Raw genomic sequence first — 24550 nt, 5'->3', positions numbered from 1 at the left:
CCTCAGGCGCTCAGCAGCCGATCGACGGCGGCCTGGTCCAGCCCCTGGCCCCGATCGGCCGGACCGTTCAGCAGCGGATCGGCCCACAGCGCATCGTCCTGCGCCTCGCGCGCCAGCCCCATCAGGGCCGCGGCGAACACGGCCAGCCGCTGGCCCGCCAGATCGTGGAAGGCGCAAGCCTCCAGCGCGGCGACCAGTTCGGTCTTCAGGGCGTCGGTCTGCGCCATCGGCAGGGCGCGGCCCAGGTGGTCCAGCAGGCGCTCTGCCGCCTCGTCCAGACCGGCCTGGATCTCGGCCGTGCGCGCCAGGATCTGCGCGGCGTCCATCACAGCTCTCCCAGGACGGAGGTCAGCTTCTGCTTCAACACCGCCAGGGTGAAGGGCTTGATGACATAGTTGTTCACCCCCGCCTGTCGGGCGGCGACGACGTTCTCGACCTTGGCTTCGGCGGTCACCATGACGAACGGCGTGGCGCGCGTCGCTGGTTCGGCCCGCACGCGGCGCAGCAGCTCCAGCCCCGTCACCGGCTGCATGTTCCAGTCCGACAGGACCAGGCCATAGGGCTTGGCGCGGATCATCGCGAAGGCGGTCTCACCATCCGCCGCCTCGTCGATGTTGGTGAAGCCCAGCTGGACCAGCAGGCCGCGCACGATGCGGATCATCGACTTGTAGTCGTCGACGACCAGCACGTTCATGGATTTATCGACGGCCATGCGCCTCCTCCCCGAAGTGGAAGGGCAGAAACCACGATACACGTTAAGGTTGATTGAACGTCGGAACGCTCGCTGGCGATGCGGCGCGGCGTCGCGATCTCGAGGCCTAGCGCTCGGGCCAGACTCGCCGCAGAATCACGCCGCAGTATGTATGTTTGCGGCGGATGGGGACGACGATGGCCAGAATGCTGGCGGTGAAAGACGACCAGGACGCCCTGGTCTGGGTCAACCCGGCCTGGGTGAAGATGGTCTACGACCGACCCGGCGTCGGCTGCACCCTCGAATTTATGGACGGCCACCAGATCCACATCAACGCATCGACCAAGCGCATCATCAAAGGCCTGAACGCCTCTATGGAGCCGGTCGATGTGGCCCGGGCGGCCGTCGAGGCCGTCGCGGCCGAGCCTGCCCCGGCCGCAGCCGCTTCCATCAAGGCTGTCGCCTGAGGCTCCTGGAGCGGGTGAGGGGAATCGAACCCCTGACATTCAGCTTGGGAAGCTGACGTTCTACCTCTGAACTACACCCGCACAGGATTTTCCTACGCAGCGCGTCTCTAGCGCGGCATAGGCGCCTGTCGCAACGCCATGATCAGCCCGCGATGGTCAGTCCTTCGACCTGGCGCAGACGGTTATGGATGGCGGTTGCGGCGATGGCGGCTTCGGAGGTGGCGGTGGCGATCTGGTTCAGGCCGCGCACCACGTCTCCGGCGGCGTAGAGGCCCTGCACACTGGTCTGCTGATGCTCATCGACGACCAGGCGGCCATCCTCGACCAGGGCGCAGCCGGCCTGCAGCGCCAGATCGACCTGAGGCGTGACGCCCAGGGCCGAATAGACCATGTCGAACGCCTTCCACTCGCCGTTCCAGCAGACCGCTGAGACGCGGTCGTCCTCGATGCGGACGCGGTCGATCGGCGCCTCGATCAGGTCGATCCCCAGCCGCGCCAGCTCGTCGCGCGCGGTCAGGCTGGCCGGCGCACCTGCGTGGATCAGGGTGACGGCGTCGGAATATGTGCGGATGAAAGCCGCCTCGCGGGCGCCGAGATCGTCGCGGCCGATCACCGCCACTGTCTTGCCGATCGCTTCATAGCCATCGCAGATCGGACAGATGCGCACGAGCGAGCGACGGATGGCGTCCTCCACCTCCGGCAGGTTCGGGTGGTGATCGACGACGCCGGTGGCCATCAGGACCGCGCGGGCGCGCCACGCCGGTCCGGCCTGCGTCCGGGCGATGAAGCCGTCGCCGTCCTGCTCCAACGCGGTGACCTGCGCCGAGGCGATGACCGCGCCGTACTCCTCGGCCTGACTGCGCATGCGCCCAAGGATGGTCCCGCCTGTCACACCCTCGGGAAAGCCGGGCATATTATGGCTGAGAGGAATCCAGTTCGCGCGCGGCTCACCCCCGTCGGCCACCACGACAGAGCGCCTGAAACGCGCCAAATAGGTGGCGGCCGTCAGGCCGGCAGGGCCGGCGCCGATGACCAGCACATCGACGGCTTTCGGCGCCGTCACGCCTTGCGCAGTTCGCCCGGCTTGTGCGCCGCGCGCGCGCCGGTCTTGCTGCTTTCGACCAGATATTCCGGGTTGTCCGCCGAGGCGGCGACCTTGTGATCCTTGATCTTGGTCGGCTTGGTGAGCTTGCGCACCACCTTGCCCTTGGTTGTGCCCTGGCTGTGGTCCCAGGCGACCGTGTCGCCGGCCTTGAAGGTTTTGTCGGTCATGGGGGCTAAGCGCCTGCGCCGCAGAACGGTTGCCGGCCTAGGTCGGGTTGACCGCCTCGACCAGAACTTCGGTTCGGCGTCGCAGCGGCTCGCGCACGCCCGCGTCGGTCGTGGCGCCCGAATCGCCCGCTGCGGATACGTCGAAGACCGGGGCCGGCCAGCCGGCCTCGGTCAGGGCCGCCGCCACCGCCTGGGCCCGCCGCTCCGACAGGTTCAGGTTCGCTGCCTGGCCACCCCGCGCGTCGGCCAGGCCTAGCACCTGCACCCGATTGATCTTGCAGCCCTTCAACAGCTCGGCCGTGGCGCCGATCGCCTGGCGCGCCGCCGGGGTCAAGCCCGCCTCGCTGTCAGCGAAATAAACGTCGAACCGCTGCGCCACACAGGTCGCCGGCGTCGCCACCAGCTGTTCGCGCGTCGACATCTTCGTCATTCCGCATCCCGACAGGCCCACGCCCGCCAGAACCGCCGCCGTCACCACAATCGCGCGCATGCTCATTCCCCTGTCAGGCGCATTCTCGCGCCGCCTTTTCATGAAAACGGCGGCCCGCCCCAAGGACGAACCGCCGCTGAATCATTGGAAGTCGTTGCGACGCCTAGTAGCGACGCGAACCGTTTTCCCAATAGCACTCGGTCTGACGGTTGTCGTAGCAGTAGTAGTAGCGGCCTTGGCTGTCGCGGTAGCGCTGCTGCTGGTTGCGGTCGGCTTGCGAACCGCGGACCGCGCCGATGGCGCCGCCGGCGACGCCGCCGATCAGAGCGCCGGTCGCTGCGTTGCCGCTGCCGACGTTATTGCCGATGATGGCGCCGGCGACGGCGCCCAGGCCGGCGCCGATGGCGCCTTGGCGGACCGTCTGGTTCGGGCCGCTGCCGTACGGGTCACTGGCGCAAGCCGAGGCCATCAGGCCGGCCGACGCGATAGCGATGATAGCCATTTTCATAGTGAAATTCCTTTGGTGGGTTTCGCCCCTGCGGCGAGAACGCTGGATTATGGCTCCGGTTCCCGGCCTATGCGGGGCAGGCGCGCCGTATTAGTCTCTGGGAGGGGATGGCGCTGACAAGGGATGGGTGTCGCGATGCGTTTTTCTGAACCGATGAAAATGGCCGACGGGCACGGCGGCAGTGAGCACAATCCGGTGTGGGCGCGCACGAAGCGTCGCAGCGGCGGCAACCCGCTGATCGGGCTGATCGTCACCCTGCTGGCGCTGTTCGGCGCCCTGACCATCGCGCTTGGGGTCAAGGAACGCTCCGTGGCCGAGGGCGGCGCCATCATCGACGGCTGGCTGTCCAGCGGCTGGCACGCGGCGCAGAGGGCGGTCGGCAAGGCGCCGCAGACCGCCGAGGTCGCGGCCGACAAGGCGGGCGACGCCGCCGAGAAGGCCGGCGACGCGGTCGCCGCCGGGGCCCAGAAGGCCGCAGACGAGATCAAGACGTCCCAGCCGTAACGCTCGCACGGAACCCTAGTCCGCAGGGCCGCGTTCGGCGGCCATGGCCGAGCTTGAAACCGACAGCGCCGTGGCGCCCTCCACGTCCGACGCATCGCGATCGGCTGTTCTGACCTCAGAGGCGACGCTGAACCGCGTCGTCATGCTGATCAATCCGCTGTCCGGCGGCGTGGGCCCACGCGCGCAGGCCGAGGCGGAGGCCCTGCTGGCCGAATATGCGTTCGAGGCGGACGTCGTCGCCCTGACGCCAGACCAAATAGACAAGCAGATCGGCGAGGCGCTGGACGCAAAGCCGGATCTGCTGATCGTGCTGGCCGGTGACGGCACGGCGCGGGCGGTCGCGTCCCGCGCGGGGCCCAAGGGGCCGCTGATCGCGCCCCTGCCCGGCGGCACCATGAACATGTTGCCCAAGGCGCTCTACGGTACGGCCGACTGGAAGCTGGCGCTGCGCAAGGCGTTGGAAGAAGGCGCGCCTCAGCCCGTGTCGGGCGGCGAGGTCGAGGGCGAGGCCTTTTACTGCGCCGCCATTCTGGGTTCGCCGGCTCTGTGGGCCCCGGCGCGCGAGGCGATCCGCAAGGGCCGGCTGTCGCTCGCCTGGCAATACGGACGCCGCGCGCTCAAGCGCGCCTTCTCCGGCCGGCTGAAGTTCCGGCTCGACGGCGCCGAGCAACGTCGGGCCGAGGCCCTGGTCCTGATCTCGCCGATGATTTCGCGCGCGCTGGAGGAGCCGGTCGGTCTGGAAGCCGCCGCCATGGATCCCAGCGACGCCTCGGCCGCCTTCCGTCTGGCCGCACACGCCCTGTTCGACGACTGGCGGCACGATCCGGCCGTCTCAACCAAGCCGGCGAAGCGGATCGAGGTGCACGCGCGTTCGCGCATCCCCTCCGTGATCGACGGCGAACCGCTGCTGCTGCCGCACGAGACGGTGGTGCGCTTCAATCCCAAGGCCTTCGTCGCCTTGGCTCCCCGCCCGCCGGCGGCGGAGGACAGCGTCTGATGGGGCGACTGCTCCAGTTTTCGGACATCCATTTCGGGGTCGAACATCGCCGCGCCTGCGCCGCTGCGGTGGACTACGCCCATGCCACGCCGTCGGACCTGATCCTGATCACCGGCGACATTACGCAAAAGGGCTATCCGGACGAGTTCAAGGCGGCAGGCGACTGGATCCGCGCCATGCCGGAGCCCCGGTTCGTCAACGTCGGGAACCATGACGTTCCCTACTGGGACGTGGCGGCGCGGCTGTTCTATCCCTGGAAGGCGTTCGAGCGGGCGACCGGACATCCGGCGCACGATCACCAGTTCCTTGCACCCGACCTGATGGTGCGCGGCGTGACGACAGCCCGCGGCTGGCAGGCGCGGGCCAACTGGTCCAAGGGCGTCATCGATCTGGCCCAGACCAAGAAGGCGGCCAATGCGCTGCGCCAGGCGCCGCCCGGCGCACTCCGCATTCTGGCCTGCCACCACCCTCTGATCGAGATGATCGGCACGCCGATGACCGGCGACGTGAAGCGCGGCGACGCGGCGGCGCTGATCTTCGCCGAGGCGGGGGTGGACCTGATCATGACGGGCCACGTCCACATCCCGTTCGCCCTACCGATCGACCTGGCCGACCGCTGCTCCTACGCCATCGGCTGCGGGACGTTGTCGCATCGCGAGCGTGGCACGCCGCCCAGCTTCAATCAGGTGGACTGGGACGCCAAGACCATCACCGTCACGGCCATGGCCTGGATCGACGGCGCGTTCACGCCGCATCAGACGTGGCGGCTGAATCGGCGGCAGGACACGCGCAAGTCGGCCACGGCCCCAAATCCGAACCAGCCCGGCCCGCTGGAGAAAGCGGCGGTATAGGCCGTCGGCGTCGATCGGCCGGCGTCGATCCCATATCCACAAAGAAAAAGGGCCGCAGCGAAAGCCGCGGCCCTTGATGGTTTCAGCGGAGAGGTGTCGTCAGCGGCGCCGACGATATCCGCGCTGCTCCATCTTCCGCTCCGTCACCATGCTGGCGACGATGGCCGCCAGCGCAGGGTTGCGCAGCAGCAGGAACAGGGCGCCCAGTCCACCGGCGACGCCCACGATGGGGCGCTCGCGCACCATGTGGATGACGCGCGCCGCCAGACCTTGCGGCGCCTCTTCCTCTTCGTCGTCGTCATGGTGCGACCCGCCGGAACCGCCCAGGAAGACCAGGGCGGTGACGACGCTGACCACGGCGAACAGGCCGAAGGTCGCCGCGGCGGCCCCCAGCGGCGGCCAGATCAGGGCCAATGCGCTGTAGATCGCCACGCCCAAAAAGACGACGGCCATGAAGGCGCTGGCCGCGACGATCGCCCCGGCCACCGCCTTGCGCAAAAGACCCTTGAACATCAGCGACGACGGCCGGACAGCAGCAGGCCGAGCACGACGCCGACGCCCAGGGCGATGGCGGTGGACTGCACCGGGCGCTCTTGCACGCGCTCGACGACATAGCGCTGGGCTTCATCCAGACGCTCGGCCGCCTCGTCGTAGTATTCGCGGCTGCGCACACGGGCCTGGTCATAATAGCCGCGGGCCTGGTCGCGCAGCTCTTCGCCGCGCGCACGCAGTTCGGCTTCGGCCTCGGTGGCCTTGGTCCGCAGGCGCTGCGTTTCTTCGCGCGCGCCGGTCTTCAGATCCTCCTTGAGGGTCTTCAGATCGTTCTTGATGTCTTCTCGAGCCTTGGTGGTGGCCATGATGCGCGCTCCGTTCATAAGCTTGACGGTAAAATAGGGAACCCCGGTCCGAAACGCCACTGTCAGGCCGCGGTTCCCGCAGCGCAGCATGGCGCACACGCTTTCGCGTCGAACCGACCCGGCCTACACACCCGGCATGACCCAGAGCGCTCAGACATCATGGCTGTTCCCGCCGGCGCCCACGCCCTCGCTGGCCGTCCTGAACCGCACCGAGCGGTTCCCGGTCCGGCGCATCCTCTGCGTCGGTCAGAACTACGCCGCCCACGCGCGTGAGATGGGATCTGACCCGACCCGGCAGCGGCCGTTCTTTTTCGCCAAGCCGGCCGATGCCTTGGTCACGGACGGAGCGGACCCGGCCTATCCCGGCGAAACGGCGAACCTGCACCACGAGGTGGAGCTGGTCGCAGCCCTGGGGCCAGACGGCGTCGTCGGCTGGGCCGTCGGCTGCGACCTGACGCGGCGCGACATCCAGGCGGCGGCCAAGGAGAAGGGGCGGCCGTGGGACGCCGCCAAGGGCTTCGACCAGTCAGCGCCGTGCGGCGTGTTGACCCTCGGCGCCCTGCCCGATCCAGACGCGGTGATCCGGCTGAGCGTGAACGGCGTGGTGAAGCAGGAGGGCCGACTGGGCGACATGATCCTGGATCCGGAAGCGATCGTCGCCGAGGCGAACAAGCTGTGGGCCATGCGGGCGGGCGACCTGATCTTCACCGGCACGCCCGAGGGCGTCGGACCGCTGGTGCGCGGCGACCGGGTCGAGGCGACGATCGAGGGGCTGGAGCCGCTGACATTCACGGTGGCCCCATGATCCTGCACGGCTACTGGCGTTCCAGCGCCACCTATCGCGTGCGCATCGCGCTCGGGCTCAAGGGGCTGACGGCCGAGGCGGTTGGACACGACCTGCGCCTGAACGCCCAGCACGACCCGGCTTATCTGGCGCGCAATCCGCAAGGCCTGGTGCCGGCCATCGAGACCGATGACGGCGTGGTCGGCCAGAGCCTGGCCATCCTGGAATGGCTGGACGAGACCCATCCGGCGCCGCCGCTCTTGCCGGCGGGCGCCTTCGCGCGGGCGCAGGTCCGGGCGATGGCGCAGGTCGTGGCCTGCGACACCCATCCCTTGCAGAACCTTCGCGTGCTGAAGCGGCTGAAGACCGAATACGGCTTCGACGATGCGGCGACACAGGCTTGGGCGCGCGGGTGGGTCGCGCCGGGCCTGGCCGCCCTTGAGGCGCTGGTGCAGCGGCATGGCGCGGGCTTCAGCTTCGGCGACCAGCCCACCTTGGCCGACTGCTGCCTGATCCCGCAACTCTACAACGCGCGCCGTTTCGAGACGCCGCTGGACCCCTATCCGGCCCTGCTGGCGGTCGAGGCGACCGCCCTCGCACACCCCGCCATCGCCGCCGCCCGCCCGGATCGTCAACCCGACGCCGGCTGACAAGAAAAAGGGCCGCGGATCGCTCCACGGCCCCATTTTCGGTTCGATCCTGCGGACCGCGCCGGCTCGCTTAGGCCAGCGACGGATCCAGATCCTTGCAGGACTGGATCAGGCCTTGGACCGAAGCCACCGACTTGGCGAACATGGCCTTCTCTTCGTCGTTGGTGGTGAACTCGACCACCTTCTCGACGCCGCCGGCGCCCAGCAGCGCGGGCACGCCGACGTAAAGGTCCGACAGGCCGTATTCACCCGACAGCCAGACGGCGCAGGGCAGGACGCGCTTCTGGTCCAGCAGATAGGACTTGGCCATGGAGATGGCGCTTTCGGCCGGGGCGTAGAAGGCCGAGCCGGTCTTCAGCAGGGCCACGATCTCGCCTCCCCCTTTACGCGTACGCGTGACGATGGCGTCCAGGTCGGCCTGCGACAGGAAGCCGGCCGCGACGGCGTCCGGCAGCGGCAGGCCGCCGACCGTCGAGTGACGCACCATCGGCACCATGTCGTCGCCGTGGCCGCCCAGGGTCCAGGCGTGGATGTCCTGAACCGAGACGCCGGTCTTTTCCGACAGGAAGTAGGCGAAGCGGGCCGAATCCAGCACGCCGGCCATGCCGACGACCTTCTCGTGCGGCAGACCCGAGAACTTCTGCAGGGCCCAGACCATCGCATCCAGCGGGTTGGTGATGCAGATGACGAAGGCGTTGGGCGCGTGAGCCTTGATGCCCTCGCCCACGGCCTTCATGACCTTGAGGTTGATCGAGACCAGGTCGTCGCGGCTCATGCCGTCCTTGCGGGGCACGCCGGCGGTGACGATGCAGACGTCGGCGCCCGCGATCTCGGCATAGGCGTTGGCGCCCTTGAGCGCGACCGACGAGCCGAACACGGCGGTGGCCTCGGCGATGTCCAGCGCCTTGCCCTGGGGGGTGCCTTCGGCGATGTCGAACAGGATGACGTCGCCCAGCGCTTCACGCGCCGCCACGTGGGCCAGGGTGCCGCCGATCATGCCGGCGCCGATAAGGGCGATCTTCGCGCGAGCCATAATAGTCTCCAGTGGCCTACCGCGCTTCGCGCTACTTGAGGCCGGCTTGTTCGAGGGCCTGTCGCGCTTGACGCGACGTGAGCCTCCGAGGGGGTTTGGGGAGGAAAGACGCGCAGGCGTCTAGACCCGCGACGGCGCCGCTGCAAGGCTGGGGGCCATGAGCACGCCCTTCACCGCCGATCCCGCCTTTGACGCCGGGTCCGTCTTCGCCGCCGACTGGCCGCTGTGTCAGGTGCGGCTGCAGGACGATGCGCGGTTTCCGTGGCTGATCCTGATTCCGCGGCGGGCGGGGATGGTGGAGCTGGGCGATCTGGCGGGCGCGGATCGGGCGGCGCTTTGGGACGAGGCGCTGCGGGCCGGGGAGGTGGTGCGGGCGCTGAGCCAGCGGCTGGGGCGGCCGGTCGACAAGCTGAACACCGCCGCGATCGGCAATGTGACGGCGCAGCTGCACCTGCATGTGGTGGGGCGGCGGCGGGATGATGCTCTGTGGCCCGATCCGGTGTGGGGGCGAGGGCCGGCGGAGCGGTATGACGAAGCGGTCAGGGCGGAGGCGCTGAGGCTGATCGCTGAGAGCTGAGCGAGATCCTCCACCGTGTAGCGCAGCGAAACGGGGGGGAGGGGGACCGCTTTAGCGGGGGAGGGGGCGAGGGCGTCCACCGCCGCCGACCATCCAACCCCGCACCCAGCTTTCGCCCCCTCCACCGCTTCGCGGTCCCCCTCCCCCGCCCAAGAGCGGTGGAGAATCTAGGTTCAGCCCGGCCGGACCAGGGTCACCGGCTCCCGGCGGCCGTCGCGTTCCAGGACGCCCGATCCTTGACCTTCCAGGATCAGGCGGCCTTCGCCGTCCAGCGAAAGGGCCGCGTGGACGCCATCCTGGGTGATGGGGCCGATGACGCCGGCGGCGTGGCGGCCGGAGGCGGGGTCGGTCATCCAGGCGCCTTCGACCGGGCGGCCGCCGCCGCGATCGTTCAGCACCAGCCGCAGCACCGTCCGTCCCGCGCCGTCGCGGACCAGCCAGGTTCCATCCAACGGCCCGGACAGGGCGTCGGCGTTCATCTCGGCCTGGATAACGCCCTGCTGATAGGCGACCTCTCCGTCGCTCTGGGGCGCCTCATAGCTGCGCTGGTAGCCGTCGACGGTGACCGGCCGGTCGGGCGTGGCGCGGCCCGGGCCCGGCGGGGCGTCTCCCTGAGCGGGACTTTGCGCGGCGTCGATGGCGCCGGTCGGCTCGAACGGGCGCACCACCGGGGCCTGGTATTCCTCGGCCGCGCCGCCTTGCGCATAGGCCGTCTGAAACGCGAGCACGGTCAGAAAAACGATCATCCCGCCCTTTTGCCGCGACCGGCCCGTCGCCGCCAGTCCGGCCGCCCGATACGCGAAAACGTGACCCGAGCTCCCCTCTCCGGCGCCGCAACGCACACAAACCCGCGCCACTTCGTTGACACCCCGCCGCGCCGGTCACTAAAGCCTGTCGCCAACGCCGCTTCCTTGATTTTCAACGGCTTTGAGAACTATTCGCATGTCGAGCTCCTCCCGGGACGCGGGCGACGCCGCGGACGACCAGACCCATCGGTTCGTCGTGCAGCCCAACGGCCGTGTCCGGCCGCTGTCGCCGCACCTTCAGATCTGGCGCTGGCACATCACCATGGCCGCCTCGATCCTGTTCCGGGCGACGATCGGCGCGATCAGCGTCGGCGCCCTGTTCCTGGTGGCCTGGCTGGGCGCGGTCGCCTTCGGACCCGGCGCATACGCGACCCTGCTGGATCTGGCCGCCTCGCCTCTGGGCCTGATCGTCGGCTTCGGCCTGACGGTTGTGCTGATCTCCTTCATCCTGAACGGCGCCCGCCACGGCTATAACGACACCGGCAACGGCCTGACGGTGAAGTCGGCCAACGCCCTGTCCGCCATCGCGGTCTGGGGCCCGATCCCGCTGGCGGTCGTCTTCTGGGTGATCCTGTTCGCTGCCGGGAGGGTCGCGCTGTGAGCGAGCTCGCTACGTTCCGAAAGATGGTCAAGGTGTCCGAGCGGCACGGCGCCGCCGAATGGCTGACCGAGCGGGTCGCCCTGTTCGCCCTGATCCCGCTGGGCGTCTGGCTGCTGTCGACCGTCTTCACCCTGACCGGCGCCGATTACGACGCGGTGATGGTGTGGTTCCGCAGCCCTGTGAACGCCGTGCTGCTGGCCGCGACGGTTCTGATCTTCTGCGCCTACGCCAGCATCGCCTGGAAGGTGATCGTCGAGGACTACATCCACAAGCCGGGGACCAAGACCCTTCTGCTGGCGGTGATCAATCTTATCTTCCTGGTGATCGCGGCCGCCGCCGTCTTCTTCATCGTGCGCCTGGCGCTGGGCTCGGCCCCGCTGCCTGCCGGCGTCGGAGTCTGATACCGAATGTCGTCCTACCAGTTCGTCGATCATGAATATGACGTCGTCGTTGTCGGCGCCGGGGGCTCTGGCCTTCGCGCCGCGCTCGGCGCCGCCCAGCAGGGGCTGAAGGTCGCCTGCGTCACCAAGGTCTTCCCGACCCGCAGCCACACCGTGGCGGCGCAAGGGGGGATCTCCGCCTCGCTCGGCAACATGGGCGAGGACAGCTGGCAGTGGCACATGTACGACACCGTCAAGGGGTCGGACTGGCTGGGCGACCAGGACGCCATCGAATATCTGGTCCGTAACGCGCCCAAGGCCGTCTATGAGCTGGAGCACTGGGGCGTGCCCTTCAGCCGCACCGACCAGGGCAAGATTTATCAGCGCGCCTTCGGCGGCATGACCCGCAACTTCGGCGAGGGCCCGGTGCAGCGGACCTGCGCCGCCGCCGACCGCACCGGCCACGCCATCCTGCACACCCTGTACGGCCAGTCCGTGCGCCGCGAGGTCGAGTTCTTCATCGAATACTTCGCGCTGGACCTGATCATGCAGGACGGCGCCTGCACCGGCGTGACCTGCTGGAAGCTGGACGACGGGACCATGCACCGGTTCCGCGCCAAGCTGGTGATCCTGGCCACCGGCGGCTACGGCCGCGCCTACTTCAGCGCCACCAGCGCCCACACCTGCACCGGCGACGGCAACGCGATGGTGCTGCGCGCCGGCCTGCCGCTGCAGGACATGGAATTCGTGCAGTTCCACCCGACCGGCATCTATGGCGCCGGCTGCCTGATCACCGAGGGCGCGCGCGGCGAGGGCGGTTACCTGACCAACTCGGAAGGCGAGCGCTTCATGGAGCGCTATGCGCCGACCGTGAAGGACCTGGCCCCGCGCGACATGGTCTCGCGCTCCATGACCATCGAGATCCGCGAGGGCCGCGGCGTGGGCCCGAACAAGGACCACATCTTCCTGCACCTGGACCACCTGGATCCGAAGATCCTGCACCAGCGCCTGCCGGGCATTTCCGAGAGCGCCAAGATCTTCGCCGGCGTCGATGTGACCAAGGAGCCGATCCCCGTCCTGCCGACCGTCCACTACAACATGGGCGGCATCCCCACGAACTATCACGGCGAGGTCCTGACGAAGGTCGGCGACAACGCCGACACCGTCGTGCCGGGCCTGATGGCCGTGGGCGAAGCGGCCTGCGTCTCGGTGCACGGCGCCAACCGTCTGGGCTCCAACAGCCTGACCGACCTGGTGGTGTTCGGCCGCGCGGCGGGCCTGCGCGCCGGCGAGATCGTGGACAAGGCCGCACCCGTTCCGGGCGTCTCTACGGCCGAGGACGAGCGCCACATGGCACGCTTCGACCGCTTCCGTCACGCCTCGGGCTCGACCCCGACCGCCGAGCTGCGCCTGTCGATGCAGAAGGCCATGCAGGCCGATGCGGCGGTGTTCCGCACCGGCAAGACGCTGGAAGAGGGCGTCGCCAAGCTGCGCGCCATCGACGCCGCGGGCGCCGACATCAAGACCACCGACCGCGGCCTGATCTGGAACACTGACCTGGTCGAGACGCTGGAATACGACAACCTGATCGCCCAGGCGGTCGTCACCATCGAAAGCGCCCTGAACCGCACGGAATCGCGCGGCGCCCACGCGCGCGAGGACTTCCCGGACCGCGACGACAAGGAATGGATGAAGCACACCCTGTCGTGGAAACGGCCGGGCGAGGGCGTCCAGATCGCTTACCGCCCGGTCCACAGCTACACGATGACCGACGACATCGCCTACATCGAGCCGAAGGCGCGGGTTTACTAAGATGGTCGCTCTCACCCTCCCCCGTCAGTCCACGCCTGCCAAGGGCAAGGTCCACAAGGCTCCCGCCGGGGCCAAGGACGTCAAGACCTACAAGGTCTATCGCTACGATCCCGAGGTGGACGCCAATCCGCGCTGGGACGTCTATGAGGTGCCGGCCGGCGACCACGGGCCGATGCTGCTGGACGCCCTGATCCACATCAAGAACACCATCGATCCGACCCTGACCTTCCGGCGATCGTGCCGCGAGGGCATCTGCGGCTCCTGCTCGATGAACATCGACGGCGGCAACGCCCTGGCCTGCACCAAGGGCATGGCCGAGTGCCGGTCCGACACCATCACCATCGGCCCCCTGCCGCACCAGCCGGTGGTCAAGGACCTGGTGACCGATCTGACGCTGTTCTACGCCCAGTACGACAGCATCCAGCCCTATCTTCAGTCCGACGAAGCGGACCCGGAGAAGGAGCGACTGCAGACCCCGGCCGAGCGCGAGAAGCTGGACGGCCTGTACGAATGCATCCTGTGCGCCTGCTGCTCGACCTCCTGCCCCAGCTACTGGTGGAATCAGGAAGAGTATCTGGGCCCGGCCGCCCTGCTGGGCGCCTATCGCTGGATCTCGGACAGCCGCGACGACCAGACCCAGGCGCGCCTGGACGACCTGGAAGACCCCTTCAAGCTCTATCGCTGCCACACCATCATGAACTGCGCCCAGGTGTGCCCCAAGGGTCTGAACCCCGCCAAGGCCATCGCCGAGACCAAGAAGCTGATGGTCGCGCCCAGCCGCAAGAAGTCCAAGGCGACCGCCTAGTGCCCGCGGTCACCTACATCGAACATGACGGGACCGAGCACGCGGTCGAGGTGAAGGCCGGCCTGTCCGTGATGGAAGGCGCGATCCGCAACAATGTGCCGGGGATTGACGCGGACTGCGGCGGCGCCTGCGCCTGCGCCACCTGCCACGTCTATGTCGACGAGGCCTGGTTGGAGAAGACCGGCAAGCCCTCGGCCATGGAGGAGTCGATGCTGGACTTCGCCGAGAACGTCGAGCCGAACTCGCGCCTGTCGTGCCAGATCCGCGCGACGGACGCCCTGGACGGGTTGGTCGTGCGCCTGCCCGAGAACCAGCACTAAAGCTCTCCGCCTCTTGGGCGGAGACAGCGAGCGCAGCGAGCAGAGGCGGGCAGGTTCAGGACGCGGCCTCTTCATCGGGCCCGCCTCTGGCGACTTCGTCGCCTGTCTCCGCCCAGCGGGCGGAGATCGATCAGACCAGCGCCTCGCCCTTCAGCAGCCTCGGCAGATCCCCCATAGCGCCGCCCGCCTCCTGCATGAAGGCGCGCCGCAGCGGCGCGATACGGTTGACCACGGCGATCCCCAGACCGCGCGCCAGCTGCACCGGCGGAATGTCGTTCGAGAACAGGCGCACGAAGCCGTCGAAACCGGCCGCCAGGGCCGCGTTGTCGAACCGGCGCCAGCGAGCGTAGCGCTCGAGCACCGTCTCCGAACCGATATCCTCGCCCAGACGCACCGCCTCGCCCAGCACTTCGGCCAGGGCGGCGACGTCCTTCAGGCCCATGTTCAGGCCCTGTCCGGCGACCGGATGCACCGCGTGGGCCGCGTCGCCGACCAGCGCCAGACGCGGCGCCGTCATCCGCTCGGCCATCTGCAAGGCCAGCGGATAGACGAAGCGCGGCCCGACCGGCGTGGCGCCGTCCAGAAACTCGCCGAAGCGGCGCATCAGGTGCGACTGGAAGGCGGCGTCCGACGCGTCCCGCAGGGCCTCGGCCCGGCGGGTAGTCTCTGTCCAGACCAGACTGGCGCGCTGGTCGGTCAGGGGCAGGATGGCGAAGGGACCGCCCGGCAGGAAGTATTCGTGCGCCACATTGCCGTGGTCGCGCCCCAGGCGGACGGTCGCGACCACGCCGCTCTGGCCATAGCCCCAGCCGGTGACGCCGATGCCAGCGTTCTGGCGAACGAAGGAGCCGCGCCCCTCGGCCCCGACGACCAGCGGCGCTGAGGCGGTCGAGCCGTCATCGAGCGTGACGACGGCTCGACCGGGCTGGACGTCGATACCGGTCAGGCGGTTCGGCGCTCGGATGTCGATGTCGGACGCGCCCAGCGCCTGTCCCAGCGCCGCGCGGATATGTCGGTTCTCCACCAGATAGCCGAGGGGCTCCCCATCGGTGCGGTCGCCGATCTCGCTGGCGTCGAAGCGCAGGAAGGCGGGACCGGCGGGCCGGGTCGCGGCGCCCGGGCGCCGGCCGTCGGTGACCAGGATGCCGTCCATGCGGCAGGCGTGCGGGCGCAAGGCCTCGCCGACGCCCAGGGCGTCCAGCATCCGGAAGGTCGAAAAGGCGATGGCCGTGGAGCGTCCGTCGAAGGTCGGCGCCGCCTGCAGCGCCAGCGGCTGCGGATCGACTGCCAGCACGCTCAAGCCTGCCTGCCGCGCCGCCAGGGCCAGGGTCGCGCCGACCAGGCCGGCGCCGGAAAGGATCAGGTCGTATGACTGTTGGGCCATGGCCCGCTTGTCGCGCCGCGGGGCGACGGCGTCCAGCCCCGGCGGACGTCGTGGTGAACAGCCTCTTAACCCTCGCGCGCGACACTGGGGCCGAACCATCGCCCGAAGTCCGTCCGCCCGAGGCCCGCCCGTCCCATGTCCACCGCCCTCGCCTTCAGCCGTCAGGCCTGGACCGGCGCCCGCATCCTGTGGGCCGCGCCGTGGATGCGCCGGTTCCGCAGCGTGGCGCAGGTGCTGCTGGCCGTGCTGCTGCTGGCCGCCCTGGCCAGCTGGAGCCCGACGGACCCCAGCCTGAACGCGGCCGGATCGGGCGATGTGCACAACATCCTGGGCCGCCAAGGCGCCCTGTTCGCCGACATCTTCATGCAGTCGCTGGGCCTGGCCGCATGGCCGGCCGCCTTGCTGATCGGCGTCTTCGGCCTGGCCGGGGCGCTGGGCGAAACGCTGCAGTTCCGCCTGAAGGCGACCCCGGCGCGCAGCCTCGCGGCGACCGGCTGCGTCCTGTTGCTGTCCGCCGCCCTGTCGGCCCTGCCCCATCCGCAGGGCTGGCCGCTGGTTTCGGGTCTGGGCGGCCTGTGGGGCGACGGTCTGGTCGGGATGATCGACGGTCTGGCCGAGGCGCTGGGCCTGCCTGCCGGGCGCGCCATCGCGGGCGTTCTGTTCGGCCTGGGCGCGATCGCCAGCGGCGTCTACGCCCTGAGCCTGCGCCTGTCGGACGCCGGTGACGCGGTCGCCTGGGCGCAGGGTCTGCGCCGTCCGGCCGCCGCGCCTGCCCCACGTCAGCCGCGCAGGGCCGCTGCGCCGCCCAAGGCCGAGCGTGCGCCGCGCGTCCGCGCCGAACCCGAGCCGATCGTTTCCGACGACGCCTCGCCGCCTTGGGAGGAGGCGCTGGTCGCGCCCGCGCCTCGCGCCGCCCAGCCCGCCGTCGCCGAGCCCCGCGTCGCCGCGCCCAAGGCGACCCGGACCTCCAAGCGCGCTGCGGACGACAATCAGGCCGCCTTCGATTTCGTCCGCCCCGAGGGCGATTTCGACCTGCCGCCGCTGGGCATGCTGGCGAAGCCAGAGGCGCGTCAGTCAATGGTTGACGAGCAGGCGCTGAAACAGAACGCCAAGCTGCTGGAGGAGGTGCTGGCCGAGTTCGGCGTGCGCGGCGTGATCGACCAGATCCGTCCCGGCCCCGTCGTCACCCTGTACGAGCTGGCGCCCGCCCCCGGCGTGAAGCACGGCCGCGTCGTGGCCCTGTCGGACGACATCGCCCGCTCGATGAGCGCCCGCGCCTGCCGGATCAGCGTGGTCCAGGGCCGCAACGCCATCGGCATCGAACTGCCGAATGTGAAGCGCGAGACCGTCTACCTGCGCGACCTGCTGGCATCCGGCGAGTTCGACAAGCAGAGCCACCTGCTGCCGCTGGCCCTGGGCGAGACCATCGGCGGAGAGCCCTATGTCGCCGATCTGGCGCGCATGCCGCACCTGCTGATCGCCGGCACCACCGGCTCGGGCAAGTCGGTGGGCGTCAACGCCATGATCCTGTCGATCCTGTACCGCCACTCCCCCGCCGAGTGCCGCTTCATCATGATCGACCCCAAGATGCTGGAGCTGTCGGTCTATGACGGCATCCCGCACCTGCTGGCCCCCGTCGTCACCGATCCCAAGAAGGCCGTCGTGGCCCTGAAGTGGACGGTGCGCGAGATGGAGGACCGCTATCGCCGCATGTCCAAGCTGGGGGTCCGCAACGTCGCCAGCTACAACGACCGCGCCCGCGAGGCCCTGGCCAAGGGCGAGCATTTCGAGCGCACGGTCCAGACCGGCTTCGACGAGCAGGGCCGCCCGGTCTACGAGAGCGAGAAGATCCGTCCCGAGCCCATGCCCTATCTGGTCGTCGTGATGGACGAGATGGCCGATCTAATGCTGGTCGCCGGCAAGGACGTCGAAGGCGCGGTGCAGCGTCTGGCCCAGATGGCCCGCGCCGCCGGCATCCACCTGATCATGGCCACCCAGCGCCCGTCGGTGGACGTCATCACCGGCACCATCAAGGCCAACTTCCCGACGCGGATTTCCTTCCAGGTCACCTCCAAAATCGACAGCCGCACCATCCTGGGCGAACAGGGCGGCGAGCAGCTGCTGGGCCAGGGCGACATGCTCTATATGGCCGGCGGCGGCCGCATCACCCGTCTGCATGGCCCGTTCGTGACCGACCAGGAGGTCGAGGCCGTCTGCAAACACCTGCGCGCCCAGGCCGAGCCGGAATACCTCGATCTGATCACCGACGAGCCGGACGGCGACGGCGGGGATGACGGCGGCTACGGCGGCGAAGGCGGCGGCGGGTCCGGCGACGACCTCTATGACCGCGCCGTGGCCGTCGTCACCCGCGACCGCAAGGCCTCCACCAGCTACGTCCAGCGCCGCCTCCAGATCGGCTACAACCGCGCCGCCTCCCTGATCGAGCGAATGGAGCAGGAAGGCGTGGTCACGGCCGCCAACCACCAGGGCAAGCGCGAGGTATTGGCCGGGCCGCCGCCCCTTCCATGATCTGTCTTGGACAAGCCCTCCCCGCTGGCAGAGGGAAGTCCGCAGGCAACCGCCCCGCTATCCCGGCGTTGTGACCGCTTCCGATGAACGGGGCTTCATCGGACCGCCGGAATATGGTCAGGCTTGGGTCATGACGACGCCGCGCCGCACGACCAGAACGGCGTCCTGACCAATCCATCCCGAATGGGAGAAAAGACCATGATCCTGTCCCGCCGCGCCTTTGGGCTCAGCCTCGTCGCCACCGCCGTGGCCGCGCCTGCGTTCGCGCAGTCCAATTTGTCCGCCGAGGACCGCGCCGTCGTGGCGCAGGCTCAGGGCTATCTGCAGGCCATGACGACGGCACAGGGCGGCTTTGTCGAGACCGGCGCGGGCGGCCAGCGCCGCGAGGGCCGCTTCTATCTGCAACGCCCCGGCAAGATGCGCTTCGAATACACCACGCCCGCCGGCCTGCTGGTCGTGTCGGACGGCTACAATGTGAAGCGTTACGACCCGCGGCTGAACAACTTCCGCCAGGTGCCGCTGGGCTCCACCCCTCTCTCGACCTTCCTGTCGCGCAACGTGCGGCTGGACCAGGGGGTGCGGATCGACCGTGTGACGCGGATGGACTCGGGCGCCTATGCCCTGACCGTGCGCGATGCGCGGCGGCCCAACGACGGCTCGGTCGTGCTGGCCTTCGCCGGCGGCCGCCTGCGCGAATGGACCATCACCGACCCGCAAGGCGCCCGCACGCGGACCCAGCTGACGACCCTGTCGCCCGCGCCGGGTCTGGACGCCGGCCTGTTCCGCCTGACCGACCCGACGCGCCGCCCGGGCCGGAACTGATCCGCTGTCGGCGTGTAATTCGCGCCACAGGCAAGTTGCGGCATTCCGTGCGTTGACTTTGTTCGATCGTGTGACATTGTGACCACAAGGCCCGTTCGCGGACCTGACCGCTACGGACGTCATCCCCTCCCGGCGGCGAGACAAAACTTCAATCGCCCGGCCTTCCGCAGAGGCCGGGCGTTTCTTCGTCCGGCATTCCTTCTGGTCTAGGGCCCTGCTAGGCCCCCCGCCATGACCCTGCGCATCGCCACCTGGAACATCAACTCGGTCCGCCTGAGGATCGATCAGGTCGCCCGCTTCGTGGCCGAGCGCGCGCCCGACGTCCTGCTGCTGCAGGAGATCAAATGCACCACCGACCAGTTTCCCCGCGCCGCCTTCGAGGCGATGGGCCTGCCGCACATGCGGGTGGCGGGCCAGAAGGGCTGGCATGGCGTGGCGATCGCCAGCCGCCTGCCGATCGACGACAACACCACGCTGGAGGTCTGCAAGCTGGGCCACGCCCGCTGCGTCTCGGCCAAGGTCGCGGGCGTCGACATTCAGAACTTCTACATCCCGGCGGGCGGCGACCTGCCCGACCGCGCGCTGAACCCCAAGTTCGATCACAAGATGGACTTCTACGAGCGGCTGACCGCCGAGATCGCCCAGAGGGACAAAGCCGCGCCGCTGGTGCTGGCCGGCGACTTCAACATCGCGCCGGGCGAGAACGACGTCTGGAACCACCGCTACATGTCCAAGGTGGTCAGCCATACGCCGATCGAGGTCGAGACCCTGAACCGGCTGCAGGAGGCGGGTGGCTTCGCCGACGTCCTGCGCGACCGCTTTCCGGAGCCGCAGAAACTGGCGTCATGGTGGAGCTATCGCGCCCAGGACTTCCGCAAGTCCAACCGCGGCCTGCGCCTGGACCACATCTGGACCTCGCCGGGTCTCTCCAGCGCCGTCGTCAAGGACACCGCCCGCATCCACGACGATGTGCGTGAATGGGAACGGCCATCGGACCACGCCCCGGTGACCGTGGACCTGGACGTCTGATCCGGCGTCAGAACGGGAAGAAGATCGGGATGGCGATCATGGCCGCCACCCAGGTGATCAGGTTCAGCGGCAGACCGACGCGCACGAAGTCCATGTAGCTGTAGCCGCCCATGTTGAAGACCAGGACATTGGTCTGATAGCCGAACGGCGTGGCGAAGGCGGCCGACGCCGCCATCATGACGGCCACCAGGAACGGCCTTGGATCGACCCCCAGGCTCTCGGCCAGGGCCACGGCGATGGGCGTGATCAGCACCGCCACCGTGGCGTTCGACAACAGCTCCGTGGCGAACAGCGTCACCCCGTAGAGCACGATCAGGGCGCCCAGCGGCCCCATCGGGCGGATCACGTCGATCAGACGCTCGGCCCCGGCGGCGGCCAGGCCGGTCACCTCGATGGCCGTGCCCACCACCACCATTCCGGCGATCAGCAGCAGGATCTCGGGCCGAAGCCCGGCATAGGCCTCCTCGGGCGTGATCACCCTCAGCAGGATCAGCGCCACGGCGCCGGCGAAGGCCGAGGCCGCGATCGGCGCCCAGCCCAGGCCGGCCGCCATGATGACGATCAGGAAGACGCCCAGGGAGATCAGCGCCGGCCGGACGCGGAAGGCTCGGTCAGCCGCGCCGTAGAGGTCAACGTCCCCCAGGTGCGCGTCGCCGGACCCGTCGGACTGGTTTCGCGCCTCGCCCAGCCGGGGCAGCCCGAACGGCAGGGCGCGGCGACGGGATTTCGCGGCCTTCGCCTTTGCGGCCTCCGCACGCTGCGCCGCCTCCAGCTCGGCCAGACGGGCGGCCTCTGCCTCGTCCTTGGCGACCGCACGACCCAGCTGACGGGCGCCGACGAAATAGAGCCACAGACCCCCGACCACCGCGATGGACAGGCCCACCGGCGTGATCTCGAACAGGCCGAACACCGGCTGGCCCGCGTTGCGCGCCATGTCGTTGACCAAAAGGTTGGTGGACGTGCCGATCAGGGTCAGCAGGCCCCCCATCACCGTGACGTGGCTCAGCGGCATCAGGAACCGCTTGGGCGACAGCCGCAGGGACTGGGCCACGTCGCGGATCACAGGCGCGGCCAGCACCACCACCGGCGTGTTGTTCAGGAAGCCGCCGACCGAACCGCACAGGCCGATCACGATCCAGATGCCCGTCGCGCCGATCCGGGCGGCCAGCTGCGTCGCCTGGCGGATCAGCAGGCCCAGAAGGCCCGACAGCTCGATGGCGTAGGCGATGACGAACAGGCCGGCCAGGGCGATGACCGCCGGACTGGCGAAGGCGCCCTGCACCTCCACAGGCCGCACGACGCCCAGCAACAGCAAGACGGCGGCCCCGGTCAGGGCGACGACGTCGGCGCGGACCCGCCCGTGGATCAGCACGCCGACCACGCCCACGAGCACCGCCAGGGCGACGATCTGATCGAAAGTCATGGGCCGTGCAGACCGCCGCAGGCCGCCGAGGTCAACCTTTTTCCGGTGCGCCCGACATTTCGTCGCTGATTATGCTAGGGTTTGTGCATGCCCGATGCGAACGCCGCGAAGCGCGCTGCCGTCGTCCTGTGCCTGGGGGCGACCTTGGCGGCCGCCGCCTGCAAGCCCCGTGAGGCGGCGCCGCCGCCCGTCGACGCCCAGCCCGTAACACCCGTGGCGGCCCCGCCTGCGCCGTCCCAAACGCCCCTGACGCCGCTCGGCCGCGCCGACCTGATCACGGCCGCGCGCGACGCCGCCTCGACTTTCGCCGCCGGTCAGGCGCCCGCAGCGCCGGATCCCCTGGCGGGCCGGCGCTTCGCTCTCAATCTCGCTTTCGGCTGCGCGGGCCCCCAGCCGCCTCTCGCCGAGGATGACGCCGGCGACGGCCTGCCGCGCTGGTCGTGGGGCCCCGATCGCAAGACGATCCAGATCACGCTGGCGCCCGGAGACTGGAAGCCGTCCGCGCTGGTGGCCGGGCCGCCCGCCGATTGGGAAGCGGTAGAGGGCCTGTGGGTCGAACGGCCCTGGACGTCTGTGGACGGCTGTCCCGGCGCCGCGGCGGACCGACCGGCCGGCGATTCGACCGCGCCGTCGCCGCAGACCCTGGGCCTGGCGGCGGTGTTCGAGGCCGACGGCTCGCGCCTCAAGCGCCGCAACGGCCGCGCCTACGCCTATACGGTGCGCGGCGAAGGCGAGGCCCCCGCCGCCGCGCCGGTCAACGGTTACCGCCTCGTGCTGGAAGGCCGCTTCGCCGCGTGGCCGAGCGGCCAGACCCTGCGATGCCGAGCCGCCGGCCCCGACCAGCGCCCCGTGTGCATCGCCGCCGTCCAGCTGGACCGCATCGCCTTCACCACCGCCGACGGCGTCCAGCTCAGCGAGTGGCGCCCGAACGGGTGAGGGTCATGGCTGCAGCCGATACCCGCCCGCGTCGGTCAGCAGCAGCCGCGCCTGGCCGGGCTCGGGCTCGATCTTCTGGCGCAGGCGGTAGATGTGGGTTTCCAGCGTGTGGGTGGTGACGCCGGCGTTGTAGCCCCAGACCTCGGTCAGCAGTTCCTCGCGCGACACCGGCTTGGGGCCGGCGCGGTAAAGGTACTTCAGGATGTTGGTCTCTTTTTCCGTCAGCCGGATCTTCTTGCCCTTGTCGTCCAGCAGAAGCTTGGACGCCGGGCGGAACTCGTAGGGGCCGATGGTGAAGACGGCGTCCTCTGACTGTTCGTGGCTGCGCAGGTGGGCGCGCACGCGGGCCAGAAGCACGGCGAAGCGAAAGGGCTTGGTGACGTAGTCGTTGGCCCCGGCGTCCAGCCCCAGGATGGCGTCGGCGTCCGACGACTGGGCCGTCAGCATGATGACAGGTGTCGAGACGCCCGCCTTTCGCAGCAGGCGGCAGGCCTCGCGGCCGTCCATGTCGGGCAGGTCGACGTCCAGCAGGATCAGGTCGGCGCGGATCTCGCGGCCCAGGCGCACGCCGTCTCCGGCGGTCGCGGCCTGGACGGTGCGAAACTCCTCGTGCACCGCCAACTGCTCGGCCAGCGCCTCGCGCAGGTCGTCGTCGTCGTCGATGATCAGGATGGTCTTGGGGCTCGGCATGGGCTGACAATGGCGAGCGTCGCGGCAAACGCCAAGTCCGGGCCGTCAGATCACGGCGTCGTGCGCGCCCCGAACAGGGCCGAACCGACCCGCACATGGGTCGCGCCGAAGCGGATGGCGGCCTCGAAATCGTCGCTCATCCCCATCGAAAGGACGCTCAGAACGTTGCGCGCCGCGATGCGCGCCAGAAGCGCGAAGTGCGGGCCGGGCGCGGCCTCGACCGGCGGGATACACATCAGGCCCTCGACCATTAGGCCCAGCGCGCGGGCGCGGGCGATGAGAGCGTCGGCGTCTCGAGGGGCGACCCCGGCCTTCTGCTCCTCCTCGCCGGTGTTCACCTGGACCAGGACGCGGGGTCGCAAGGACAGCTTGTCGCCCGCCGAAGCCAGGGCCTCGGCCAGCTTCTCCCGATCCAGGGTCTCGATGACGTCGAACAGCGAAAGAGCGTCGGCCGCCTTGTTGGTCTGCAACGGGCCGATGAGGTGCAACTGCAGCCCCGTGCGGTCGCGATCCAGCCAGCGGCCCTGCGCCTCCTGCACCCGGTTCTCGCCGAAGATGCGCTGGCCGGCGGCGAGGGCGGCGTCGATCGTTTCGGGCGGCTGGGTCTTCGATACGGCGGTCAGAATCGCGGACCCGGCGGGACGGCCGGCCGCGATCTCGGCCCCGGCGACCCGGCTCCGGACCTGAGCGAAGCGATCGGCGATGGACGCGGGCGCCTGAGAGGGCGATGAGGCGGTCATGGACCCGTCCGGACAACGAAGCGACGCCGAGCGCCTGTGGGAGACCGCGCAGGCTCTAAACCGCGCCGCCGGGGATGTCAGCGGCGCGCTGCCGCCGATGCTGTTCTTTACGGATCCCGAGCGGACGTCTCGCCCATGGGAGACGGCGGCGCGCCTGCCGGCGGGGGCGGGCGTCGTGTTCCGCACGTTCGGGCGGGACGACGCGCTGGAGACGGGTCGACGGCTGCGCGCGGCGACGCGGGCGGCGGGCGTGCGACTGCTGGTCGGGCTGGATGTCGGGCTGGCGGAGACGCTGGAGGCTGATGGATTGCACTTGCCGGAGCGGGCGCTGGGCGAGGCTGATCCGGTGCGGGTGGCGCATCCTGAGTGGCTGCTGACCGGAGCGGCGCATTCGGTGGAGGCCGCGCGGGCGGCGCCCGGAGCGCTGGACGCCGTGGTGCTGTCGCCGATCTTCCTGGCGGGCGGGACGTCTGGGATCAAACCGCCGCTGGGCGTGGAGACGCTGAAGATGGTCGCGGCCCTACGGTCGACTTATGCGCTGGGCGGCGTCACGGGGGAGACAGTCGAGGTGCTCACCGGCTCCGGCGCCTGCGGATTCGCGGCGGTCGGAGCGATTCAAGCGACCTTCTAAGATCTCCACCGCTCTTGGGCG

31 protein-coding genes and 1 tRNA gene are annotated in these 24550 nt (G+C 69.6%); 17 read left to right on the top strand and 15 right to left on the bottom strand.

Annotation, left to right across the window (positions count from 1 at the left end; translation table 11 throughout):
- Positions 1-2: 2 nt before the first annotated feature.
- Positions 3-326, bottom strand: coding sequence for a hypothetical protein (locus tag ASG17_RS01405; protein WP_056098257.1), 324 nt, complete (start codon positions 324-326; stop codon positions 3-5).
- On the bottom strand, positions 326-712 hold the full coding sequence (locus ASG17_RS01400) for a response regulator (RefSeq protein WP_056098256.1): 387 nt from the start codon (positions 710-712) through the stop codon (positions 326-328). Before ASG17_RS01400 ends, ASG17_RS01405 begins: the two co-directional genes overlap by 1 nt.
- A 176-nt stretch (positions 713-888) precedes the next feature.
- Here ASG17_RS01400 and ASG17_RS01395 point away from each other — a divergent pair, with 176 nt between their 5' ends.
- Positions 889-1158 carry a hypothetical protein gene (locus tag ASG17_RS01395; RefSeq protein WP_156367693.1) on the top strand — a complete coding sequence of 90 codons (270 nt, stop codon included), beginning with the start codon at positions 889-891 and terminating at the stop codon, positions 1156-1158.
- A 6-nt stretch (positions 1159-1164) separates the two neighbouring features.
- Here the strand turns inward: ASG17_RS01395 and ASG17_RS01390 are convergent.
- The 5 genes from ASG17_RS01390 to ASG17_RS01370 form a co-directional block, all read right to left on the bottom strand.
- Positions 1165-1239 (bottom strand) — tRNA-Gly (locus tag ASG17_RS01390).
- A 61-nt stretch (positions 1240-1300) separates the two neighbouring features.
- Positions 1301-2221, bottom strand: a complete 921-nt coding sequence (locus tag ASG17_RS01385) for an NAD(P)/FAD-dependent oxidoreductase (protein WP_056098253.1) — start codon at positions 2219-2221, stop codon at positions 1301-1303.
- Positions 2218-2430 carry a DUF2945 domain-containing protein gene (locus ASG17_RS01380; RefSeq protein ID WP_056098251.1) on the bottom strand — a complete coding sequence of 71 codons (213 nt, stop codon included), beginning with the start codon at positions 2428-2430 and terminating at the stop codon, positions 2218-2220. The genes ASG17_RS01385 and ASG17_RS01380 overlap by 4 nt, the downstream gene beginning before the upstream one ends.
- Positions 2431-2467: 37 nt before the next feature.
- Positions 2468-2920, bottom strand: coding sequence for an OmpA family protein (locus ASG17_RS01375; RefSeq protein WP_156367692.1), 453 nt, complete (start codon positions 2918-2920; stop codon positions 2468-2470).
- 103 nt (positions 2921-3023) lie between these two features.
- Positions 3024-3368 (bottom strand): YMGG-like glycine zipper-containing protein, encoded by a 345-nt coding sequence (locus tag ASG17_RS01370; protein ID WP_056098246.1) that lies wholly within the window; start codon positions 3366-3368, stop codon positions 3024-3026.
- A 159-nt stretch (positions 3369-3527) separates the two neighbouring features.
- Between ASG17_RS01370 and ASG17_RS01365 the strand changes: the two genes are divergently transcribed.
- Genes ASG17_RS01365 through ASG17_RS01355 form a run of 3 tightly spaced genes read left to right on the top strand, consistent with a single transcriptional unit; the run spans position 3528 to position 5720 of the window.
- Entirely contained in the window at positions 3528-3872 is a 345-nt protein-coding gene (locus tag ASG17_RS01365; protein WP_156367691.1) for a hypothetical protein, read from the top strand.
- Between the two features lie 43 nt (positions 3873-3915).
- Positions 3916-4869, top strand: coding sequence for a diacylglycerol kinase family protein (locus ASG17_RS01360; RefSeq protein WP_082496046.1), 954 nt, complete (start codon positions 3916-3918; stop codon positions 4867-4869).
- Complete coding sequence (locus tag ASG17_RS01355; RefSeq protein WP_056098244.1) at positions 4869-5720, top strand: metallophosphoesterase; 852 nt, start codon at positions 4869-4871, stop codon at positions 5718-5720. The genes ASG17_RS01360 and ASG17_RS01355 overlap by 1 nt, the downstream gene beginning before the upstream one ends.
- Before the next feature lie 99 nt (positions 5721-5819).
- On the opposite strand, the gene ASG17_RS01350 is transcribed toward ASG17_RS01355, so the two are convergent.
- Entirely contained in the window at positions 5820-6233 is a 414-nt protein-coding gene (locus tag ASG17_RS01350) for a hypothetical protein (RefSeq protein ID WP_056098242.1), read from the bottom strand.
- Entirely contained in the window at positions 6233-6577 is a 345-nt protein-coding gene (locus ASG17_RS01345) for a DUF883 family protein (protein ID WP_056098940.1), read from the bottom strand. The genes ASG17_RS01350 and ASG17_RS01345 overlap by 1 nt, the downstream gene beginning before the upstream one ends.
- 136 nt (positions 6578-6713) lie before the next feature.
- On the opposite strand from ASG17_RS01345, the gene ASG17_RS01340 reads away from it, so the two are divergent.
- Entirely contained in the window at positions 6714-7382 is a 669-nt protein-coding gene (locus tag ASG17_RS01340) for a fumarylacetoacetate hydrolase family protein (RefSeq protein ID WP_056098937.1), read from the top strand.
- Positions 7379-8011, top strand: a complete 633-nt coding sequence (gene maiA, locus ASG17_RS01335; protein WP_056098240.1) for a maleylacetoacetate isomerase — start codon at positions 7379-7381, stop codon at positions 8009-8011. The genes ASG17_RS01340 and maiA overlap by 4 nt, the downstream gene beginning before the upstream one ends.
- A gap of 70 nt (positions 8012-8081) precedes the next feature.
- Here maiA and mdh read toward each other — a convergent pair whose 3' ends face one another.
- A complete protein-coding gene (mdh, locus tag ASG17_RS01330) occupies positions 8082-9044 on the bottom strand; it encodes a malate dehydrogenase (RefSeq protein ID WP_056098237.1) in 963 nt (320 codons plus the stop codon).
- A 157-nt stretch (positions 9045-9201) separates the two neighbouring features.
- Here mdh and ASG17_RS01325 point away from each other — a divergent pair, with 157 nt between their 5' ends.
- Positions 9202-9621 carry an HIT domain-containing protein gene (locus ASG17_RS01325; RefSeq protein WP_056098236.1) on the top strand — a complete coding sequence of 140 codons (420 nt, stop codon included), beginning with the start codon at positions 9202-9204 and terminating at the stop codon, positions 9619-9621.
- Between the two features lie 173 nt (positions 9622-9794).
- Here the strand turns inward: ASG17_RS01325 and ASG17_RS01320 are convergent, their stop codons facing one another.
- The gene (locus ASG17_RS01320) at positions 9795-10367 is read right to left on the bottom strand and encodes a hypothetical protein (protein ID WP_056098234.1); all 573 of its coding nucleotides are present in this window, start codon (positions 10365-10367) and stop codon (positions 9795-9797) included.
- A gap of 196 nt (positions 10368-10563) precedes the next feature.
- Between ASG17_RS01320 and sdhC the strand changes: the two genes are divergently transcribed.
- Genes sdhC through ASG17_RS01295 form a run of 5 tightly spaced genes read left to right on the top strand, consistent with a single transcriptional unit; the run spans position 10564 to position 14345 of the window.
- Positions 10564-11028: a succinate dehydrogenase, cytochrome b556 subunit gene (gene sdhC, locus ASG17_RS01315; protein WP_200935009.1), complete on the top strand. Its 465-nt coding sequence runs from the start codon at positions 10564-10566 to the stop codon at positions 11026-11028.
- Positions 11025-11429, top strand: coding sequence for a succinate dehydrogenase, hydrophobic membrane anchor protein (gene sdhD / locus ASG17_RS01310; protein WP_235560329.1), 405 nt, complete (start codon positions 11025-11027; stop codon positions 11427-11429). Before sdhC ends, sdhD begins: the two co-directional genes overlap by 4 nt.
- Before the next feature lie 6 nt (positions 11430-11435).
- Complete coding sequence (gene sdhA, locus ASG17_RS01305; protein WP_056098231.1) at positions 11436-13220, top strand: succinate dehydrogenase flavoprotein subunit; 1785 nt, start codon at positions 11436-11438, stop codon at positions 13218-13220.
- Between the two features lies 1 nt (position 13221).
- Positions 13222-14025 (top strand): succinate dehydrogenase iron-sulfur subunit, encoded by an 804-nt coding sequence (locus ASG17_RS01300; RefSeq protein ID WP_056098229.1) that lies wholly within the window; start codon positions 13222-13224, stop codon positions 14023-14025.
- Positions 14025-14345, top strand: a complete 321-nt coding sequence (locus tag ASG17_RS01295) for a 2Fe-2S iron-sulfur cluster-binding protein (protein ID WP_056098227.1) — start codon at positions 14025-14027, stop codon at positions 14343-14345. Before ASG17_RS01300 ends, ASG17_RS01295 begins: the two co-directional genes overlap by 1 nt.
- A 130-nt stretch (positions 14346-14475) precedes the next feature.
- Here the strand turns inward: ASG17_RS01295 and ASG17_RS01290 are convergent, their stop codons facing one another.
- On the bottom strand, positions 14476-15729 hold the full coding sequence (locus tag ASG17_RS01290) for a UbiH/UbiF/VisC/COQ6 family ubiquinone biosynthesis hydroxylase (protein ID WP_056098225.1): 1254 nt from the start codon (positions 15727-15729) through the stop codon (positions 14476-14478).
- Positions 15730-15864: 135 nt separating this feature from the next.
- Between ASG17_RS01290 and ASG17_RS01285 the strand changes: the two genes are divergently transcribed.
- From ASG17_RS01285 to xth, 3 genes are all read left to right on the top strand, one after another.
- A complete protein-coding gene (locus ASG17_RS01285; protein WP_056098223.1) occupies positions 15865-18258 on the top strand; it encodes a DNA translocase FtsK in 2394 nt (797 codons plus the stop codon).
- A gap of 198 nt (positions 18259-18456) precedes the next feature.
- Positions 18457-19080, top strand: a complete 624-nt coding sequence (locus ASG17_RS01280) for an outer membrane lipoprotein carrier protein LolA (RefSeq protein WP_056098930.1) — start codon at positions 18457-18459, stop codon at positions 19078-19080.
- A 231-nt stretch (positions 19081-19311) separates the two neighbouring features.
- Positions 19312-20109: an exodeoxyribonuclease III gene (xth, locus tag ASG17_RS01275; protein WP_056098221.1), complete on the top strand. Its 798-nt coding sequence runs from the start codon at positions 19312-19314 to the stop codon at positions 20107-20109.
- Between the two features lie 7 nt (positions 20110-20116).
- On the opposite strand, the gene ASG17_RS01270 is transcribed toward xth, so the two are convergent.
- Positions 20117-21532 carry an SLC13 family permease gene (locus ASG17_RS01270; RefSeq protein WP_056098219.1) on the bottom strand — a complete coding sequence of 472 codons (1416 nt, stop codon included), beginning with the start codon at positions 21530-21532 and terminating at the stop codon, positions 20117-20119.
- An 87-nt stretch (positions 21533-21619) separates the two neighbouring features.
- Between ASG17_RS01270 and ASG17_RS01265 the strand changes: the two genes are divergently transcribed.
- The gene (locus ASG17_RS01265) at positions 21620-22468 is read left to right on the top strand and encodes a hypothetical protein (RefSeq protein WP_056098217.1); all 849 of its coding nucleotides are present in this window, start codon (positions 21620-21622) and stop codon (positions 22466-22468) included.
- A gap of 3 nt (positions 22469-22471) precedes the next feature.
- Here the strand turns inward: ASG17_RS01265 and ASG17_RS01260 are convergent, their stop codons facing one another.
- A complete protein-coding gene (locus ASG17_RS01260; RefSeq protein WP_056098215.1) occupies positions 22472-23158 on the bottom strand; it encodes a response regulator transcription factor in 687 nt (228 codons plus the stop codon).
- A gap of 50 nt (positions 23159-23208) precedes the next feature.
- On the bottom strand, positions 23209-23898 hold the full coding sequence (locus tag ASG17_RS01255) for a YggS family pyridoxal phosphate-dependent enzyme (protein WP_056098213.1): 690 nt from the start codon (positions 23896-23898) through the stop codon (positions 23209-23211).
- Between ASG17_RS01255 and ASG17_RS01250 the strand changes: the two genes are divergently transcribed.
- A complete protein-coding gene (locus tag ASG17_RS01250) occupies positions 23897-24529 on the top strand; it encodes a thiamine phosphate synthase (RefSeq protein ID WP_056098211.1) in 633 nt (210 codons plus the stop codon). The two genes, ASG17_RS01255 and ASG17_RS01250, sit on opposite strands and share 2 nt — an antisense overlap.
- The last annotated feature ends 21 nt before the right edge of the window (positions 24530-24550 follow it).

Origin of the sequence: Brevundimonas sp. Leaf363 (genome assembly GCF_001424025.1) — a bacterium.
Taxonomy (GTDB): domain Bacteria; phylum Pseudomonadota; class Alphaproteobacteria; order Caulobacterales; family Caulobacteraceae; genus Brevundimonas.
The sequence above is the reverse complement of the archived record's forward strand: the minus strand, read 5'-3'. Positions and strand labels throughout refer to the sequence as shown.

Coding starts and splice junctions, on each gene's coding strand:
- ASG17_RS01405 (WP_056098257.1), bottom strand. CDS start 326: ATGGACGCCGCGCAGATCCTGGCGCGCACGGCCGAGATCCAGGCCGGT.
- ASG17_RS01260 (WP_056098215.1), bottom strand. CDS start 23,158: ATGCCGAGCCCCAAGACCATCCTGATCATCGACGACGACGACGACCTG.
- ASG17_RS01345 (WP_056098940.1), bottom strand. CDS start 6,577: ATGGCCACCACCAAGGCTCGAGAAGACATCAAGAACGATCTGAAGACC.
- ASG17_RS01250 (WP_056098211.1), top strand. CDS start 23,897: ATGGACCCGTCCGGACAACGAAGCGACGCCGAGCGCCTGTGGGAGACC.
- ASG17_RS01270 (WP_056098219.1), bottom strand. CDS start 21,532: ATGACTTTCGATCAGATCGTCGCCCTGGCGGTGCTCGTGGGCGTGGTC.
- sdhA (WP_056098231.1), top strand. CDS start 11,436: ATGTCGTCCTACCAGTTCGTCGATCATGAATATGACGTCGTCGTTGTC.
- ASG17_RS01285 (WP_056098223.1), top strand. CDS start 15,865: ATGTCCACCGCCCTCGCCTTCAGCCGTCAGGCCTGGACCGGCGCCCGC.
- ASG17_RS01265 (WP_056098217.1), top strand. CDS start 21,620: ATGCCCGATGCGAACGCCGCGAAGCGCGCTGCCGTCGTCCTGTGCCTG.
- maiA (WP_056098240.1), top strand. CDS start 7,379: ATGATCCTGCACGGCTACTGGCGTTCCAGCGCCACCTATCGCGTGCGC.
- ASG17_RS01380 (WP_056098251.1), bottom strand. CDS start 2,430: ATGACCGACAAAACCTTCAAGGCCGGCGACACGGTCGCCTGGGACCAC.
- ASG17_RS01365 (WP_156367691.1), top strand. CDS start 3,528: ATGGCCGACGGGCACGGCGGCAGTGAGCACAATCCGGTGTGGGCGCGC.
- sdhC (WP_200935009.1), top strand. CDS start 10,564: ATGTCGAGCTCCTCCCGGGACGCGGGCGACGCCGCGGACGACCAGACC.
- ASG17_RS01375 (WP_156367692.1), bottom strand. CDS start 2,920: ATGCGCGCGATTGTGGTGACGGCGGCGGTTCTGGCGGGCGTGGGCCTG.
- ASG17_RS01340 (WP_056098937.1), top strand. CDS start 6,714: ATGACCCAGAGCGCTCAGACATCATGGCTGTTCCCGCCGGCGCCCACG.
- ASG17_RS01320 (WP_056098234.1), bottom strand. CDS start 10,367: ATGATCGTTTTTCTGACCGTGCTCGCGTTTCAGACGGCCTATGCGCAA.
- ASG17_RS01400 (WP_056098256.1), bottom strand. CDS start 712: ATGGCCGTCGATAAATCCATGAACGTGCTGGTCGTCGACGACTACAAG.
- ASG17_RS01325 (WP_056098236.1), top strand. CDS start 9,202: ATGAGCACGCCCTTCACCGCCGATCCCGCCTTTGACGCCGGGTCCGTC.
- mdh (WP_056098237.1), bottom strand. CDS start 9,044: ATGGCTCGCGCGAAGATCGCCCTTATCGGCGCCGGCATGATCGGCGGC.
- ASG17_RS01255 (WP_056098213.1), bottom strand. CDS start 23,898: ATGACCGCCTCATCGCCCTCTCAGGCGCCCGCGTCCATCGCCGATCGC.
- ASG17_RS01350 (WP_056098242.1), bottom strand. CDS start 6,233: ATGTTCAAGGGTCTTTTGCGCAAGGCGGTGGCCGGGGCGATCGTCGCG.
- ASG17_RS01355 (WP_056098244.1), top strand. CDS start 4,869: ATGGGGCGACTGCTCCAGTTTTCGGACATCCATTTCGGGGTCGAACAT.
- ASG17_RS01290 (WP_056098225.1), bottom strand. CDS start 15,729: ATGGCCCAACAGTCATACGACCTGATCCTTTCCGGCGCCGGCCTGGTC.
- xth (WP_056098221.1), top strand. CDS start 19,312: ATGACCCTGCGCATCGCCACCTGGAACATCAACTCGGTCCGCCTGAGG.
- ASG17_RS01300 (WP_056098229.1), top strand. CDS start 13,222: ATGGTCGCTCTCACCCTCCCCCGTCAGTCCACGCCTGCCAAGGGCAAG.
- ASG17_RS01360 (WP_082496046.1), top strand. CDS start 3,916: ATGGCCGAGCTTGAAACCGACAGCGCCGTGGCGCCCTCCACGTCCGAC.
- ASG17_RS01370 (WP_056098246.1), bottom strand. CDS start 3,368: ATGAAAATGGCTATCATCGCTATCGCGTCGGCCGGCCTGATGGCCTCG.
- ASG17_RS01280 (WP_056098930.1), top strand. CDS start 18,457: ATGATCCTGTCCCGCCGCGCCTTTGGGCTCAGCCTCGTCGCCACCGCC.
- ASG17_RS01395 (WP_156367693.1), top strand. CDS start 889: ATGGCCAGAATGCTGGCGGTGAAAGACGACCAGGACGCCCTGGTCTGG.